Origin of the sequence: Bacillus sp. FSL W7-1346 (assembly GCF_038593335.1) — a bacterium.
GTDB classification, from domain to species: Bacteria; Bacillota; Bacilli; order Bacillales; family Bacillaceae; genus Bacillus; species Bacillus altitudinis.
On the sequence record NZ_CP151988.1, the window covers coordinates 239150 to 253704 of the forward strand.

Annotated in this window: 13 protein-coding genes and 1 riboswitch; of the genes, 9 read left to right on the forward strand and 4 right to left on the reverse strand. The window is 42.2% G+C overall.

The genetic code is table 11. The features are described 5' to 3' along the window. The first annotated feature begins 264 nt into the window (after positions 1-264). A riboswitch (purine riboswitch) is annotated at positions 265-364 on the forward strand. A gap of 77 nt (positions 365-441) precedes the next feature. Beyond that, positions 442-1614 carry an MFS transporter gene (locus tag NST09_RS01345; RefSeq protein ID WP_017366517.1) on the forward strand — a complete coding sequence of 391 codons (1173 nt, stop codon included), beginning with the start codon at positions 442-444 and terminating at the stop codon, positions 1612-1614. A 53-nt stretch (positions 1615-1667) separates the two neighbouring features. Here the strand turns inward: NST09_RS01345 and NST09_RS01350 are convergent, their stop codons facing one another. Further along, complete coding sequence (locus NST09_RS01350; protein WP_008343876.1) at positions 1668-2045, reverse strand: hotdog domain-containing protein; 378 nt, start codon at positions 2043-2045, stop codon at positions 1668-1670. A 138-nt stretch (positions 2046-2183) separates the two neighbouring features. Continuing rightward, complete coding sequence (locus tag NST09_RS01355; protein ID WP_342493253.1) at positions 2184-2951, reverse strand: GNAT family N-acetyltransferase; 768 nt, start codon at positions 2949-2951, stop codon at positions 2184-2186. Positions 2952-3158: 207 nt separating this feature from the next. On the opposite strand from NST09_RS01355, the gene NST09_RS01360 reads away from it, so the two are divergent. The 3 genes from NST09_RS01360 (at position 3159) to NST09_RS01370 (ending at position 5436) form a co-directional block, all read left to right on the forward strand. Continuing rightward, positions 3159-3617: a MarR family transcriptional regulator gene (locus NST09_RS01360; protein WP_017366520.1), complete on the forward strand. Its 459-nt coding sequence runs from the start codon at positions 3159-3161 to the stop codon at positions 3615-3617. Between the two features lie 348 nt (positions 3618-3965). Continuing rightward, positions 3966-4427 (forward strand): DUF523 domain-containing protein, encoded by a 462-nt coding sequence (locus tag NST09_RS01365; protein WP_045034650.1) that lies wholly within the window; start codon positions 3966-3968, stop codon positions 4425-4427. Between the two features lie 181 nt (positions 4428-4608). Then, positions 4609-5436 (forward strand): aldo/keto reductase, encoded by an 828-nt coding sequence (locus tag NST09_RS01370; protein ID WP_017358734.1) that lies wholly within the window; start codon positions 4609-4611, stop codon positions 5434-5436. Positions 5437-5484: 48 nt separating this feature from the next. Here NST09_RS01370 and NST09_RS01375 read toward each other — a convergent pair whose 3' ends face one another. Further along, entirely contained in the window at positions 5485-6567 is a 1083-nt protein-coding gene (locus NST09_RS01375) for an iron-containing alcohol dehydrogenase family protein (protein ID WP_342493254.1), read from the reverse strand. Positions 6568-6766: 199 nt separating this feature from the next. On the opposite strand from NST09_RS01375, the gene NST09_RS01380 reads away from it, so the two are divergent. Both NST09_RS01380 and NST09_RS01385 read left to right on the forward strand, forming a co-directional pair. Continuing rightward, positions 6767-7735: a rhodanese-related sulfurtransferase gene (locus tag NST09_RS01380; RefSeq protein ID WP_007498459.1), complete on the forward strand. Its 969-nt coding sequence runs from the start codon at positions 6767-6769 to the stop codon at positions 7733-7735. A gap of 343 nt (positions 7736-8078) precedes the next feature. After that, entirely contained in the window at positions 8079-9698 is a 1620-nt protein-coding gene (locus NST09_RS01385; protein WP_008343861.1) for an APC family permease, read from the forward strand. A gap of 34 nt (positions 9699-9732) precedes the next feature. On the opposite strand, the gene NST09_RS01390 is transcribed toward NST09_RS01385, so the two are convergent. Continuing rightward, positions 9733-9933, reverse strand: a complete 201-nt coding sequence (locus NST09_RS01390) for a hypothetical protein (protein WP_008343859.1) — start codon at positions 9931-9933, stop codon at positions 9733-9735. Positions 9934-10118: 185 nt separating this feature from the next. On the opposite strand from NST09_RS01390, the gene NST09_RS01395 reads away from it, so the two are divergent. The 3 genes from NST09_RS01395 (at position 10119) to NST09_RS01405 (ending at position 14492) form a co-directional block, all read left to right on the forward strand. After that, positions 10119-10955, forward strand: coding sequence for a PRD domain-containing protein (locus tag NST09_RS01395; protein WP_017358738.1), 837 nt, complete (start codon positions 10119-10121; stop codon positions 10953-10955). Between the two features lie 236 nt (positions 10956-11191). Beyond that, positions 11192-13051 carry a beta-glucoside-specific PTS transporter subunit IIABC gene (locus tag NST09_RS01400; protein ID WP_008343857.1) on the forward strand — a complete coding sequence of 620 codons (1860 nt, stop codon included), beginning with the start codon at positions 11192-11194 and terminating at the stop codon, positions 13049-13051. A 19-nt stretch (positions 13052-13070) separates the two neighbouring features. Then, positions 13071-14492, forward strand: coding sequence for a glycoside hydrolase family 1 protein (locus NST09_RS01405; RefSeq protein ID WP_025206665.1), 1422 nt, complete (start codon positions 13071-13073; stop codon positions 14490-14492). Positions 14493-14555: the final 63 nt, after the last annotated feature.

The following is a 14555-nucleotide window of genomic DNA, read 5'->3' on the forward strand; positions in this document are numbered from 1 at the left end:
CTAAATCGGCAGGTTCACTTGAAGATGTCAGTAGGAACTTCTCAGCACCGTTCCCTCTCTGGTAAAGATCAATTCAAGCTACTATTCCAGATCTACGTTGATCCTTGTTCGTTGATTTTTCATCAGTTTACCTGTAAATGGGGGAGAAAGCAAGTTGGTCCGCAAGTTCATTTCATGCCTTTCTAAGGTCGTTTATGTTGCTGAGCCATTGGCAGATATTTTCTATTTTTGCAGCTTGCACGTTATGGAAGGCTATGCTAATATATTTGAAGAAAAAAATAGACTTGTATAACCTCAATAATATGGTTTGAGGGTTTCTACCAGGATCCGATAAATCCTGATTACAAAAGCGCGCTTTCCTTTTTTGTAATCAGGGTTTTTTTGTTTGTCTGCACCCTGTATCAAAAGTGAAAGCCATGATATAGAGAAGGGATGTTAGACATGAACTGGAGAGTTTATTTATTAGCTGTTTCTACTTTTGCGGTTGGATTAGTTGAGCTTGTGGTCGGGGGCATTTTGCCAAGTTTAGCAGAGGATCTCAATGTGTCTCTTGCGACAGCTGGGCAGCTTATTACGGTATTTGCGATTGTGTATGCTATTTCAGCACCGGTGCTACTGACCGTCACAGCCAAAATCGAACGAAAGCGTCTTTATTTAATCGCATTATTGGTCTTTACATTAGGCAATGTATTCACATATTTTAGTTCCACCTTTGCCCTTGTCATGATTTCTAGGGTCTTGATTGCCATGAGTACGGCGCTTGTTGTGGTGTTATCACTAACGATTACCGCCAAGATGGTGGAACCGGCGCATCGAGCGAAAGCATTAGGTCTGATTTTTATTGGGATTAGCTCATCACTTGTTCTCGGTGTACCGATCGGTATTTTTATTACAGAGAGCTTTGGCTGGAGAGTGATGTTTTTAGGAATCAGTATTCTGTCAGCTATATCCATGGTACTCATTTATTTTCTTTTGGAGAAAATGCCTGTTGAAAAAGTCACACCGCTTAAAGAACAAATTCGTTCTTTAGGGCATCCGAAAATTTTCAGTGCACATTTGATTAGCTTGTTCATGCTTGCTGGTCATTATATGCTGTATTCTTATTTCACGCCATTTCTGATGGAAGTTTTGCATATGACTCCGTTTTGGATTAGTATTTGTTATTTGGTCTTCGGACTTGCGTCGATTGGCGGGAATGGGTTTGGTGGCTGGCTGAGTGACAAACTAGGATCAGGAAAAGCCATTTTGCTTGTGACCATGGCGTTTGCCATTGTGATGTTTATCCTTCCTTATACAGCGGGAGTGTTTATGCTCTTTATGGTGATGGTTGTCCTATGGGGTGCTCTTAGCTGGGCACTGACACCTGCTTTGCAGAGCTATTTGATTCAAACAGACCCTGTGACGTCTGATATTCAGCAAAGTTTAAATACATCCGCTTTGCAAATTGGGATTTCCATTGGATCAGCAGTGGGTGGCGTCATGTTTACAATGACCGGTTCATCTGTTGATTTGGCTAAATTCGGTGCTGTTTTTGTGCTGATTGCCTTTAGCTGTGCAGTGATTTCATTAAAGAGACCGCCGCTTTATATGGATCGTCAGCATCATGCTGAATAGAAGGGAATAAGAACGTTTTCGTGTTAGTTAGCTGCCTCATCATAGGCAGCTTTTTATTTTTTGAAAACCACACCTTCACTTTTACCAGTAATGACTTCTTCTCCATGCTGATTGATATAACGGGAAAAAAGGTGGACACGATGGTATTTTTCAAGGGGTTCTACCTTGGTGACGGCCATCTGACAGGTAATGGTGTCACCTGTATAAACAGGGCGTATGAAGGTACATGTCATCTCTTGACCGATAAAATGAAACTGACCGCCAAGCTTCGTGGCTAGACTTGCTGTGAGAAAACCGTGTACCATGAGCCTGCCTTGATCATCTAGCTCGGTATGATGTTTGCCAAGATCACCTGTCATCTCGCCAAATTGAATCACATCTTCATGCGTATAGGTTTTGCTTGTTTGAAATTGATCGCCTGGTCGAACCATCTATTCATTCAGCTCCTTTTTTTAAATGTACCAAAGGAGTGAATGAATGTACATTCATTTTTATGGTGAGATGTTGGAGGCAAAGAAGAGACAGGCTACCTTTCTTTGCCCTTGATAAGTCAGGAAAAATGTCATCTTCTATTCAAAAACAACCATTTCTCCAATTGGATGAAATCCGGCACGCTGATAGATATGTTTGCCGTCATTTGAGGCTTGTAACATCACACACTTTTGTTTGTTATCTGTCTGGGTCAGAAGGTAATGAAACATGTCACTGCCAAGTCCTCTTCCGCGGTGTTCTGCCTTTGTGATGACATCATAAATACCGTAGCTGTCTGCTGTTTCAATCAATAAGCCCGTTGTGACCGGTTTGTTGAGTTCATATCCAACGAACATGCGGGTACTCGGGTGTAATCGTTCAATCGAAAAGCGCTGGAAATAGCTGTTTAAAGCGATTTCCTCAGGTGATCCTTCGAAAAGTTCGATAAATAAATGTTGATAATTGAGAAAAGTTTGATCGTCAGTCACTTCCTTGATCGTAAGCGATTGAGAGGTCCTTTGATCGATGTCGTTTGTATGTTCAAGCATCATGATGGTATTGCGTTCCACTTCTTGAAGCCCATATTTCTGCATGATATTCGACCAATCTGGGTGGAGCAGGCTTTGAGTGATCCATGTGCTGAATGCTAGCTGCTGTTGCTGCATTTGTTCGATGGCAGCTTCCACTTTTTGTTGATCTTGTATGTGCGCTGAAATGGGTAATAACAAATTGAACGTGTCAGTTGATATATGCGTGTTTGATAGAACGAAATCCTCCGTTGATAGGAACGATCCGTTGACAACAGAAGTAAACAAATTTATTTTTTCTTCTAACTGGCGAATGGCCATTTGCTGCTCTGTTTTCATTCTCTCACCTTCTTTTTTTGATTGAGGGGTACCTATCATAAATAATAGCAAAGAAAAGGAAATTGTGCCGTCTCTTGTAATCTAGTAAAAAAGTTCTTTTATTTATCAGGTCTGATGACCCATTCTTTTCATCATCCCCACATTTCTTTTGACTCCTTTATTGATTATTAGTACCATTTTATTAACCAGTTAAGAGTGGAGGTTCAGATGGAAACAAACGAGCAGATTGTCTTAAAAGCGATTCAAGATTTGATTATGCATAGGGAAAAGAAACGGAACGATCCAACAGATCCACTGATTACCACGACTGATACACTCAAGCAAGATTGGACACTTACACAGCTTCATATTTTATCTATGATTCAAGCAAACCCTAACGAATCCAATAATACATTTCTTTCACAACAACTAAAACTATCAAAACCAGCTATTACAAAGGCTGTGAAAAAGCTCATCGAAAAAGGTATGGTCGACTATCGCCACCGGCAAGGTGACAAGAAATCCGTCTATTATTCACTCACAGAGGAAGGCACACAGCTTGCGGCACTGCATGATGAACTTCATGAACAGGCAGTCTCCTCCTATTTAGAATTCCTCCATGAATTTAATGAAGACGAACTACAGGTTATTGAGCGCTTCTTAAAGGCTTGGAAGGAAAAGATATAAATAACGGACCGAAAGCTTTCTATAAACTAGATGCTTTCGGTTTTTTTATGGTAAAATTAACATATATTGACGTTATTCGTGATGATGATTGAGGGAGGGAGCCGTGTTGGTGAAAGAGATAATGGAAAATTTCAAAAAATCTATTTTTATCATGCCGTTCGTCGGATTGTTTGTCAGCTTGCTATTATTTGTTTATTTTTTTGGAGTGACAGGAGTTGAAGGGTCCATGTGGGCGGCTGTTTTGTATTGTGCTCTGCCCTTTCTGATGTACACGATACTCTGTTTGCCTTTATGGATTTATTTTAAAGTCAGCAAAAAACGTTCAATACATAGAAATGAGGAACATACATGATCGTTGTCAGCGCTTGTCTTGCGGGATTAAAGGTCCGTTATAATGGCAGCCATCGATTAGATCAACGTATCGAGGAGCTTGTGCAGGAAGGAAAGGCGGTAACAGTTTGCCCTGAGCTGCTTGGCGGTTTCTCTACACCAAGACCTCCCGCAGAAATTATTGGTGGAGATGGTCATGATGTCTTACGAGGGCAGGCTTCTGTAGTTGATGTTCATGGAACAGATGTGACAGAGATGTATGTAAAAGGTGCACAAGACACGCTTAAGCAGGTTCAGACTCTTGGCGCAACATCCGTCGTGTTAAAAGAGTACAGCCCTTCTTGCGGAAGCCGGATGATCTATCGGGGAGAGTTTAACGGTAAGACAAAGGCTGGGGACGGTGTGACGTCTGCCTTGCTGAAACAGCATGGGATTCAAGTATTCTCTGAGGAGGATGATTGGACCTCGCTGTTTGTATAGGGATAAGTAGAAATCTATTTAATATAAAAACAAATATATTCACATAAAAATTTTGTGTTGTTAGTATGGGACAAAATGAAATTAGGTCATAGTAGCCCTTGCATGGTCTATTTTCATGCATGATCTTTCGCACATTCGGGTATAGTGCATGGTAAGCAAAAATGAAGCGGAGGTTTGTTTGATGAGTGGATTAACAGATACAGTCACATTAGCAAACGGAGTGAAAATGCCGAAGCTTGGCTTTGGTGTATGGCAAGTAAAAGATGGGGATGAGGCTGTAAATGCAGTCAAAGACGCACTTGAAGCTGGCTATCGCAGTATAGATACAGCAGCGGCCTATCAAAATGAAGAAGGTGTTGGCAAAGCCATTCAGCAATCAGGCATCTCTCGCGATGAGCTGTTCATTACGACAAAAGTGTGGAATAGTGATCAAGGATATGAGTCAACGCTTGAAGCCTTTGAAACGAGTATGAACAAACTAGGTCTGGATGTATTGGATCTTTATTTAATCCATTGGCCGGTTGAAGGCAAATATAAAGAAACGTGGAAGGCGCTAGAAAAGCTTTATAAGGATGGCCGCGTGAAAGCCATTGGCGTGTGTAACTTCCATCAGCACCATCTAGAAGATTTATTAGAAGAGGCAGAAGTGGTACCAATGGTCAATCAAATTGAGCTGCATCCGAAGCTGACGCAGGAGCCTTTACGTGACTACTGCAAGGCAAAAGGCATTCATGTAGAAGCATGGTCGCCATTAGGCAGCGGAAAACTTCTTAACCATCCGGTGCTTCAAGATATTGCGAAAAAACATGAGAAGTCAGTGGCGCAAGTCATTCTTCGCTGGGACTTGCAGCATGGCATTATCACCATTCCGAAATCTGTGACGAAGAGCCGAATCATCGAAAATACAAACGTATTTGATTTCGAGTTGTCCGCCCATGAAATGAGTGTCATTGATCAGCTCAATGAAGATGAGCGCACGGGTCCAGACCCAGATAACTTCGATTTTTAATAGAAAGAAAGCACAGGCGGGATGCCTGTGCTTTTTTTGCACCTATGTTCAGACCGTCTTTTGAGGCTGATAGGTCTCAATGATTTGAATGGCGTCGACAATTTGCTCTTTCGTATAGTCTCCAATCAAACAAAAGGTTTCATCTTTACGTGCAGCATGGTTTGCCACTGTATGTGCTGCTTCCTCTAGCTGAGCTGTGATGCCAAGCTCACGCATCGTTCTAGGTAATCCGAGTGTTTGATAGAGCTCAAGTAATTCTTCTACTTCCGTCATACGGTTTTCTGCGGCAAGCTGGACGAGAATGCCATAGGCCACTTTTTGTCCATGTAACACATGATGTGTTTCATCAATAAATGTTAATCCATTATGAACTGCATGGGCTCCTGCCATTCTGCCATAACGTCCTCCATAGCCGCCGACTGTTCCGGCTAACGTAATGATCGTATCTGTTACATCTGCAAAGGCTTGAGAAAGCTGGCCTGTTTTTAAACTGCTAACGGCTTCTTCACTATGAGTCAGAAGAATGTCACGAACGTACACTGCCTGCTTTAATGCAGCATGTACCATGAGCGGCAAGGTGCCTTTTGTGTTACGAATAATGGCTTCCGCTTCATACCATTTTGCGAGCGTATCCCCAATTCCGCTTTGGAGATAGGAAAGAGGAGATGAAAGCAAAAAAGTATGATCAATTAACGTGAGATAGCTGGACCGCTTATGATAGTCGACCCCCATAAAATTTCCCTTGTCATCATAAATGACGCTGAGCGGTGTAGAAGCCGCACATGTCCCAGGAATCGTCGGCACCATGATCACTTCAATTTGGAGAGCGTCGGCAACAGACTTCGCTGTATCTAAAATCGTGCCGCCACCGATCCCGATGATCACGTCTGAACTCTTGAGTTCTTCCGCAATTCGTGTGATCGCATTTGGTGAACTGTAACCTTTATGCTGAACAACAGGCCACTCGGATGGAAGCTTTGTGTACTGTGAAAAGGCTTGATATGAGTCATATCCTGTCACTATAGCTGGTGACTGAAAGGGAGTAACAAGTGACTCGATTTCATGATAAATCCCCTTTTGAGAAATAAACTGGTTAGGACCGCTTCTGACGATCTCTTCTGGTTGGATCATGGACTTATGCTCCTTTATGAAATCATATAGTTCTTAAATCATCTCATTTTACAGAAAGTTCTGTCAAATAAACGGACAATATGAGACCATAGACCCTTCCGTTTTATGGAATTGAACTGCTGACATTGCCTTAAGGTATGTATTTCCTGTATGATATAAAATGGTATGTTTTGATTAAATTTAAGAGGTGTTTATATATATGGAAAAACAATATCGTGTATTACTTTACTATCAATATGTCCCCATTGAGGATCCAGAAACGTTTACAGCAGAGCATCTAGCATTCTGTAAGGAACTTGGTTTGTTAGGTCGTATTCTTGTTTCATCTGAAGGCATAAACGGAACCGTTTCTGGTACCATTGAGCAGACGGACAAGTACATGCAAGCATTGAAAGAAGATCCACGCTTTGCGTCCATGCCAATTAAAATTGACGAAGCAGATGGTCATGCGTTTAAGAAAATGCACGTCCGCCACCGAAATGAATTGGTGAATTTAAGTCTTGAAGATGATGTGAATCCGCTAGAATTAACGGGGAAACATCTCAGTCCAGTTGAATTTTATGAGCAAATGCAATCACCTGATACGGTCGTGATTGATGCACGTAATGATTATGAGTTTGATGTCGGTCACTTCAGAGGTGCTGTGCGCCCTGACATTGAGACATTCCGTGAATTACCTGAGTGGATTCGTGACAACAAAGAGATTCTTGAAGGGAAAAAAATTCTGACGTATTGCACAGGCGGCGTACGCTGTGAGAAATTCTCAGGATGGTTAAAGCGTGAAGGCTTTGAAGATGTATCCCAGCTTGACGGTGGAATTGTCACGTACGGAAAAGACCCAGAAGTTCAAGGAAAGCTATGGGATGGTCAATGTTATGTGTTTGATAACCGCCTAACGGTTCCAGTCAATCAAACAGAGCACGTTGTGGTAGGAAAAGATTTCTTCACTGGCGAACCTTGCGAGCGTTATGTGAACTGTGCGAACCCTGCATGTAACCGCAAAATGATTGCAACAGAAGAAAGCGAGCATAAATATATGCGCAGCTGCAGCCATGAATGCCGCACAAGCGAACGTAACCTTTATGTGAAACAGCACAATTTATCTGAAGAAGAAGTTCAAGAAAGACTAGCTGTCATTGAAAAAGAACAAGCAATCTCACAAGGATAAGAGGGTTTCCCTTTTATCCTTTTTTCTTTGGATGATATGTGTTCAGAGGGAAGAGGAAGTCATTTCCTCTTTCTTTTTTGTTTTGTTTTTTTCAAAATAAGGGTAAAGGTAGTTAATCAGTCTAATAGATTGAACAGTTGAAAAAGCGCTTTCTTTTGAAATAAGCATGTTCGACTATTTCAGAAAATGGAGAATTGAGAGATAATATAACAGGCAAAAAAATGAACAAAGATAAAAGTTCAGATCAGAAAGTATTTGCCAATGGAATGAAAGGTGAGCTGCTATAAAAGAAAGGCGCTTGCTCGACACATGCTCTGTATTTTAATCGAAAGGTGTTATGAACATGAATCATTTGCATCGTAGGATGGGAACTTTCGCTTTAATGATGGTAGGTCTTGGCTCAATCATTGGTTCAGGATGGCTCTTTGGTGCGTGGCGGGCTGCTCAAATCGCCGGCCCTGCTGCTATTTTGTCATGGTTGATCGGGATGGTTGTTATTTTATTTATCGCATTGTCTTATAGTGAACTCGGGTCGATGTTTCCAGAGGCAGGCGGAATGGTCAAATATACGCAATATTCACATGGCTCTTTTATTGGATTTATCGCCGCTTGGGCGAACTGGATCGCGATTGTCTCAGTGATTCCTGTTGAGGCAGTTGCCTCCGTTCAATACATGAGCTCATGGCCTTGGGAGTGGGCAAAGTGGACAAGCCATTTGGTCACAAAAGGGGTTTTGACGACTGAGGGGCTCATGGTGGCAAGTGTGCTGCTGGTGATTTATTTTCTGCTCAATTATTGGACAGTTGGGTTGTTTTCAAAGGCGAATACATTCATTACGATTTTTAAAATCGTCATTCCAGGATTAACAATTGGTGCGCTCTTATTCGTAGGTTTTCATAGTGAGAATTTTACTTCTGGAACAAGTATTGCGCCGAACGGCTGGGCGAGTGTGCTCACAGCTGTGGCAACATCGGGGATTGTGTTTGCTTTTAATGGCTTCCAAAGCCCGATTAATATGGCAGGAGAAGCGAAAAATCCAGGGCGTTCGATTCCAATCGCCATTGTTGGATCGATTTTGATTGCAACGGTCATTTATGTGCTGCTGCAAATCGCTTTTATTGGCGCTGTCGATCCATCAATGATAGTGAATGGCTGGGGGCATTTGAATTTCAACTCGCCATTTGCTGACCTTGCCATTGCGCTAGGAATCAACTGGCTTGTCCTTATTTTATATGCAGATGCGTTCGTTTCTCCTTCTGGCACAGGGATTACGTATACGGCGACGACGTCTCGTATGATTTATGGGATGGAAAAAAACAAGTACATGCCGAGTGTACTTGGTCGTCTGCACCCAATTTATGGTGTGCCTCGTCCAGCGATGTTTTTTAACTTAGGCGTATCGTTTATCTTTCTGTTTTTGTTTAGAGGATGGGGGGTTCTCGCTGAAATTATCTCTGTGGCGACCCTGATTTCCTATTTGACAGGACCTGTGACAGTGATGACGCTGAGAAAGACGGGCACAGATTTATATCGTCCACTGCGAATTAAAGGACTCAGCATCATTGCTCCGCTTGGTTTTGTCTTTGCATCATTGACACTGTACTGGGCGAGATGGCCGCTGACGGGTCAGGTGCTGTTTATTATTCTCATCGGTCTGCCAATCTATTTTTACTATCAAGCAAAAGCGAAGTGGAAGGGCTTTGGCCGTCACTTTAAAGCAGGTGCTTGGATGGTTGTGTATTTGCTTGTGATGATGACGATTTCCTGTCTCGGCAGTGATAAATTTGGCGGGTATAACGTCATTCATTATGGTTGGGATATGGCACTTATTGCAGTTGTGGCGTTGTTATTTTATATGTGGGCACTCAAAAGTGGATTTGAAACAGAGTTTTTAGAAGATGCGAAAAAAATCAATGATGAACTGCGTGCTTCTCAGAAAGAAGCCGCCTCATCTAAGGAATAACGGAAGGGCTGCCTGAATACTGAGGGCAGCCTTTTTATTTGGATGGATGATCCATGACATGCTGCTTTAGCCAAGTGGTAACGCCGTGTAGAACGGTGGCTGTCACAAGACAGATAAGCGCATATCTCCATAGCTGATCTAAGCCTTGTCCACTAAGCCAAAAAACAATACCTAGAATAAAGAGAGTCAGAATGAACATGAATAAAAAAGATGCTGACCAGAAAAAAGCCTTCATCGAAGGTCACCTCCTCGAGGTATTGTATGCAGGCCGAGGGAGGATCAGACCAGCAAGAAAGAAGTAAAAATATCGTGAAATCTATTTCAAAAGTCAGATAAAAACGCCAAGTGATTTGACAGTTGTGTTAAGATGAGAGCATATTTTGAGTGTAGATGGCTGGTTATAGACGGAGGTGTTTGGAGATGCAGATTCAAAAGGTTCTAAACAATAATGTCATTAGTGTGATAGATGAACAAGGAAAAGAAATCGTCGTCATGGGCAGAGGCATCGCTTTTCAAAGACGTCCCGGCGACCCGGTGGACGAGGCGTTAATTGATAAAGTGTTCCGCTTAGAGGATCATTCCGTACATGAGCGGATGAAAATGCTGCTTCAAGAGGTTCCGTATGATGTCGTCAAGGTGACCGAGGAAATGATCCAATACGCACATACAAAGCTGAACCGAAGATTAAACGAAAGTCTGCATGTATCGCTGGCAGACCATATTCATTACGCCATCGAACGATTAAAGAAAAACCACTTGATTGAGAATTCGCTGATTTGGGAGATTAAACGTTTATACAAAGATGAGTTTCTCGTGGCGAAGGAATGCCTTGAGATGATTGAAGATCGTCTTCATATTGAACTGCCTGAAGATGAAGCGGGCTTTATTGCCATGCATATTATTAATGCAGAGCTCAATGAAGACATGAATACAACGGTCAATATCACGAAAGAAGTGAATGCCATACTGACCATTGTGAAATATCATCTGAACATGGAATTTGATGAAGACTCGCTCAACTTTTATCGTTTTCTCACACATTTACGTTTTTTCGTACAGCGTCTCATCAACGAAACGTTACTCGTCAGTGAAGATCAAGATTTATATCAGCTGATTAAAGTGAAATATCCGAAGGCGTACGATTGCGCAAAGAAAATCGCAGAATATGTGTATCAAACGTATCATCGCGACCTGACATCAGAGGAGATGCTCTATCTATCGATTCATTTGAATCGACTCATCAAACGAGAAAAATAAAGATAGAATTTTAAAAGAAAGCGTTGACATCACAAAAAGTGAGTGGTACTATTTGCTCATAAACATAAAAGAATACGGTTTCACAATGATCGTCTTAGAGGATTGTGACTGTTCGGCAGGCAAAACCTAAACGTTCACTGAAAAAGCGCAATAGCAAGTTGCGACTATTTTTGGTGCCCGTTTAGGTTTTTATTTTGCCTAAAAACGTATTTTTTTGAAAAAAAGGGGGTTTTTGTATGAGTCATCGTCAATTAGCAGAAGACATTATCAAACATATCGGGACAGAGAAAAATGTTCATTCATTGGTTCACTGTGCCACAAGACTTCGCTTCACATTAAATGACAGATCAAAAGCAGATAAAGCGGCCATTGAAAAATTAAATGGTGTGGTGACTGTCATGGAAAGCGGCGGCCAGTTTCAGGTGGTCATTGGCAACACCGTACCAGAGGTATATCGAGAGATTGGGGAGTTTACGAATCTATTAGAGGATTCCACTTCTTCATCTGCTAGATCAAGTGAAGAAAGTACAAGTCTTTTTGGAAAATTCGTCGACATTGTTTCTGGAATTTTCACACCGCTTCTAGGTGTCATGGCGGGTGCCGGTATTTTAAAAGGACTTCTAGGCATCTGTATCAATGCAAAATGGTTATCACCTGAAGATACGTCGTATCAAATTTTATTTGCCGCATCAGACAGCTTGTTCTACTTCCTGCCGCTGCTGCTCGCATTCACTTCTGCTAGGAAGTTTAAAGCGAATCCATTTGTCGCTGTGACGATTGCAGGTGCACTGATCTACCCGACTATTCAAGAGCTCACAAAAGGCGGCGGAGATGTGTCGTTCTTCGGCATTCCGGTTGTCTTAATGTCTTATACATCAACGGTTATCCCGATTATTTTGGCAGTGTTTGTGATGGGATATATCGAACGTTTCTTTAACAAAGTCATTCATGAAAGTGTGAAAAACTTTATTACACCACTGATTTTACTGGTCACGGTCGTTCCACTGACACTGATCGTATTTGGACCATTTGGTGTGTATGCAGGGAACGGAATTGCAGCCGTCCTGCTGAAAGTATTCTCCTTTAGCCCTACACTTGCCGGTGCTTTAATTGCGATGGCATGGCAGGTTCTTGTGATCTTCGGTATCCATTGGGGGCTTGTGCCAGTCATTTTAAATAATATTGCGGTTCATGGAAAAGATCATATTAAGCCGGCCACTGCGCCAGCTGTATTTTCACAAGCCGGTGCTTCAATCGGTGTTATGCTGAAAACAAAGAACAAAAAGCTGAAATCATTAGCTGGATCGACAGCGGTTTCTGCTGTATTTGGAATTACAGAACCTGCTGTATACGGCGTCACACTTCGTTTGAAAAAACCATTTATTGCAGCGGTGATCTCTGCCGGTGTCGGTGGTGCCATTATCGGTTATTCACAAAGTATTGCGATCGCGTCAGGTCTTCCGAGTTTACTGACACTTCCGATCTTCTATGGTCAAGGGTTTACAGGATTCTTAATCGGAATTTCCGTTTCATTTGTCCTTTCAATCGTCTTAACCTATTTGATTGGATTCAAAGATCCTGTGGATGAAGAAGATGCTCCTGCAGCTAGTTCTGCACCAGCATCTGAAAATGAACATGGTGTCAAAGCAGCTCATGTGAAAAGTCCTTTATCTGGCGAAGTCATCAAGCTAGAAGAGGTGCAGGATAAAGCCTTCTCATCTGGCGCATTAGGTAAGGGCGCAGCCATTATCCCGTCAGAAGGCAAGCTGTTTGCACCAGTAACTGGGGTCGTGACAACGGTATTCCCAACAGGACATGCATACGGTCTCACCTCTGAAAGCGGAGCAGAAGTACTTATTCATATTGGACTGGATACTGTACAACTTGGGGGCCGTCATTTTACGCCGAAGGTTGAGCAGGGCCAAACGATTACAGAAGGTGAACTGCTTGCGGAGTTTGATATTGAGGCCATTCAAGCAGCAGGTCTTTCTGTCACAACACCTGTGATTATTACCAATTCCGGTGAATTTAGCGATATCATTGAGACAGAAGAAAAACAAGTGACACCAGGACAATCATTTTTACACTTAGTTTAAGAAAAGGGAGGACATAATCATGAGATATTCAACACTAGCACCATTTCCAAAAGACTTTTTCTGGGGCGGATCGACTTCCGCCTATCAAGTAGAAGGTGCGTGGAACGAGGATGGCAAGGGACCTTCAGTCATTGATATGAGAGAAAGCTATCCTGAAGGAACAACTGATTTTAAGGTAGCCAGCGATCACTATCATCGATATAAAGAAGACGTGAAGATGTTTGCAGAAATGGGCTTGAAGGCTTATCGTTTCTCCATTGCATGGACACGTATCATTCCAAATGGAGATGGGGAGATCAATCAAAAGGGAATTGAATTCTACCATTCTCTCATTGATGAATTGCGACGCTATGACATTGAACCAATTGTGACGATGTATCACTTTGATTTACCTCATGCGCTTCAAGTGAAAGGCGGCTGGTCAAATCGTTCAACAGTCGATGCGTTTGAACGTTATGCGGAAGTTTTGTTCCAAGAGTATGGTGAGAAGGTAAAATATTGGCTGACGATTAATGAACAAAACATGATGATCTTACATGGATCAGCTCTAGGTACACTGGATCCAAATTTAGAAAATCCGAAAAAAGAACTATATCAGCAGAACCACCATATGCTTGTGGCACAGGCGAAAGCCATGACGCTTTGTCATCGTTTGCTGCCTGAGGCGAAAATCGGACCAGCGCCAAACATCGCCCTTATTTACCCGGCATCTCCAAAACCTGAGGATATCATTGCTGCGGCTAATTACAATGCGATCCGCAACTGGCTATATCTTGATATGGCGGTATTCGGTCGTTATAACAACCTTGCATGGGCATACATGAAGGAAAAAGACATTCTTCCTGTGATTGAAGAGGGAGATATGGATATTTTGAAAAGTGCAAAACCAGACTTCATTGCCTTTAACTACTACACATCTCAAACGGTTGAAGCGAGTAAAGGAGATGGCAATGATGAATTTGCCCGCGGCGGAGATCAGCATTTAAAATCTGGTGAAGATGGCGTCTACAAAGGCGGGAACAACCCGTTCTTAAGTAAAAATGCATTTGGCTGGGAGATTGACCCTACCGGTTTCCGATCAACGATGCGTGAGATTTACGATCGCTATCAGCTGCCTCTTATTATTACGGAAAACGGGCTAGGCGCTTTTGACAAGTTAGAAGCGGATGGATCGATTCAGGATGATTATCGAATTGATTATTTAGAAAAACATATTGAACAAATCAAATGGGCGATCACTGACGGTGTAGAGGTATTCGGGTACTGCCCGTGGTCAGCCATCGACTTAATCAGTACACACCAAGGCTGCTCAAAACGCTACGGTTTTATCTACGTCAATCGTGACGAATTTGATCTGAAAGACCTGAAGAGAATTCGGAAAAAGAGCTCTTATTGGTATGAAACATTGATCGAGCAAAATGGAGAGAACATCGGGAAGTAACAGGAAAAAGCCAGTCACCTTATTAGCGGGTGGCTGGCTTTTTTGTTCGTTTACTTTATTGGC

Excerpts from the sequence above, each read along its gene's own strand:
- NST09_RS01350 (WP_008343876.1), bottom strand. The coding sequence starts at position 2,045 with ATGGTTCGACCAGGCGATCAATTTCAAACAAGCAAAACCTATACGCAT.
- NST09_RS01390 (WP_008343859.1), bottom strand. The coding sequence starts at position 9,933 with ATGAAGGCTTTTTTCTGGTCAGCATCTTTTTTATTCATGTTCATTCTG.
- NST09_RS01360 (WP_017366520.1), top strand. The coding sequence starts at position 3,159 with ATGGAAACAAACGAGCAGATTGTCTTAAAAGCGATTCAAGATTTGATT.
- NST09_RS01400 (WP_008343857.1), top strand. The coding sequence starts at position 11,192 with ATGAGTCATCGTCAATTAGCAGAAGACATTATCAAACATATCGGGACA.
- NST09_RS01365 (WP_045034650.1), top strand. The coding sequence starts at position 3,966 with ATGATCGTTGTCAGCGCTTGTCTTGCGGGATTAAAGGTCCGTTATAAT.
- NST09_RS01370 (WP_017358734.1), top strand. The coding sequence starts at position 4,609 with ATGAGTGGATTAACAGATACAGTCACATTAGCAAACGGAGTGAAAATG.
- NST09_RS01345 (WP_017366517.1), top strand. The coding sequence starts at position 442 with ATGAACTGGAGAGTTTATTTATTAGCTGTTTCTACTTTTGCGGTTGGA.
- NST09_RS01355 (WP_342493253.1), bottom strand. The coding sequence starts at position 2,951 with ATGAAAACAGAGCAGCAAATGGCCATTCGCCAGTTAGAAGAAAAAATA.
- NST09_RS01380 (WP_007498459.1), top strand. The coding sequence starts at position 6,767 with ATGGAAAAACAATATCGTGTATTACTTTACTATCAATATGTCCCCATT.
- NST09_RS01385 (WP_008343861.1), top strand. The coding sequence starts at position 8,079 with ATGAATCATTTGCATCGTAGGATGGGAACTTTCGCTTTAATGATGGTA.
- NST09_RS01395 (WP_017358738.1), top strand. The coding sequence starts at position 10,119 with ATGCAGATTCAAAAGGTTCTAAACAATAATGTCATTAGTGTGATAGAT.
- NST09_RS01375 (WP_342493254.1), bottom strand. The coding sequence starts at position 6,567 with ATGATCCAACCAGAAGAGATCGTCAGAAGCGGTCCTAACCAGTTTATT.
- NST09_RS01405 (WP_025206665.1), top strand. The coding sequence starts at position 13,071 with ATGAGATATTCAACACTAGCACCATTTCCAAAAGACTTTTTCTGGGGC.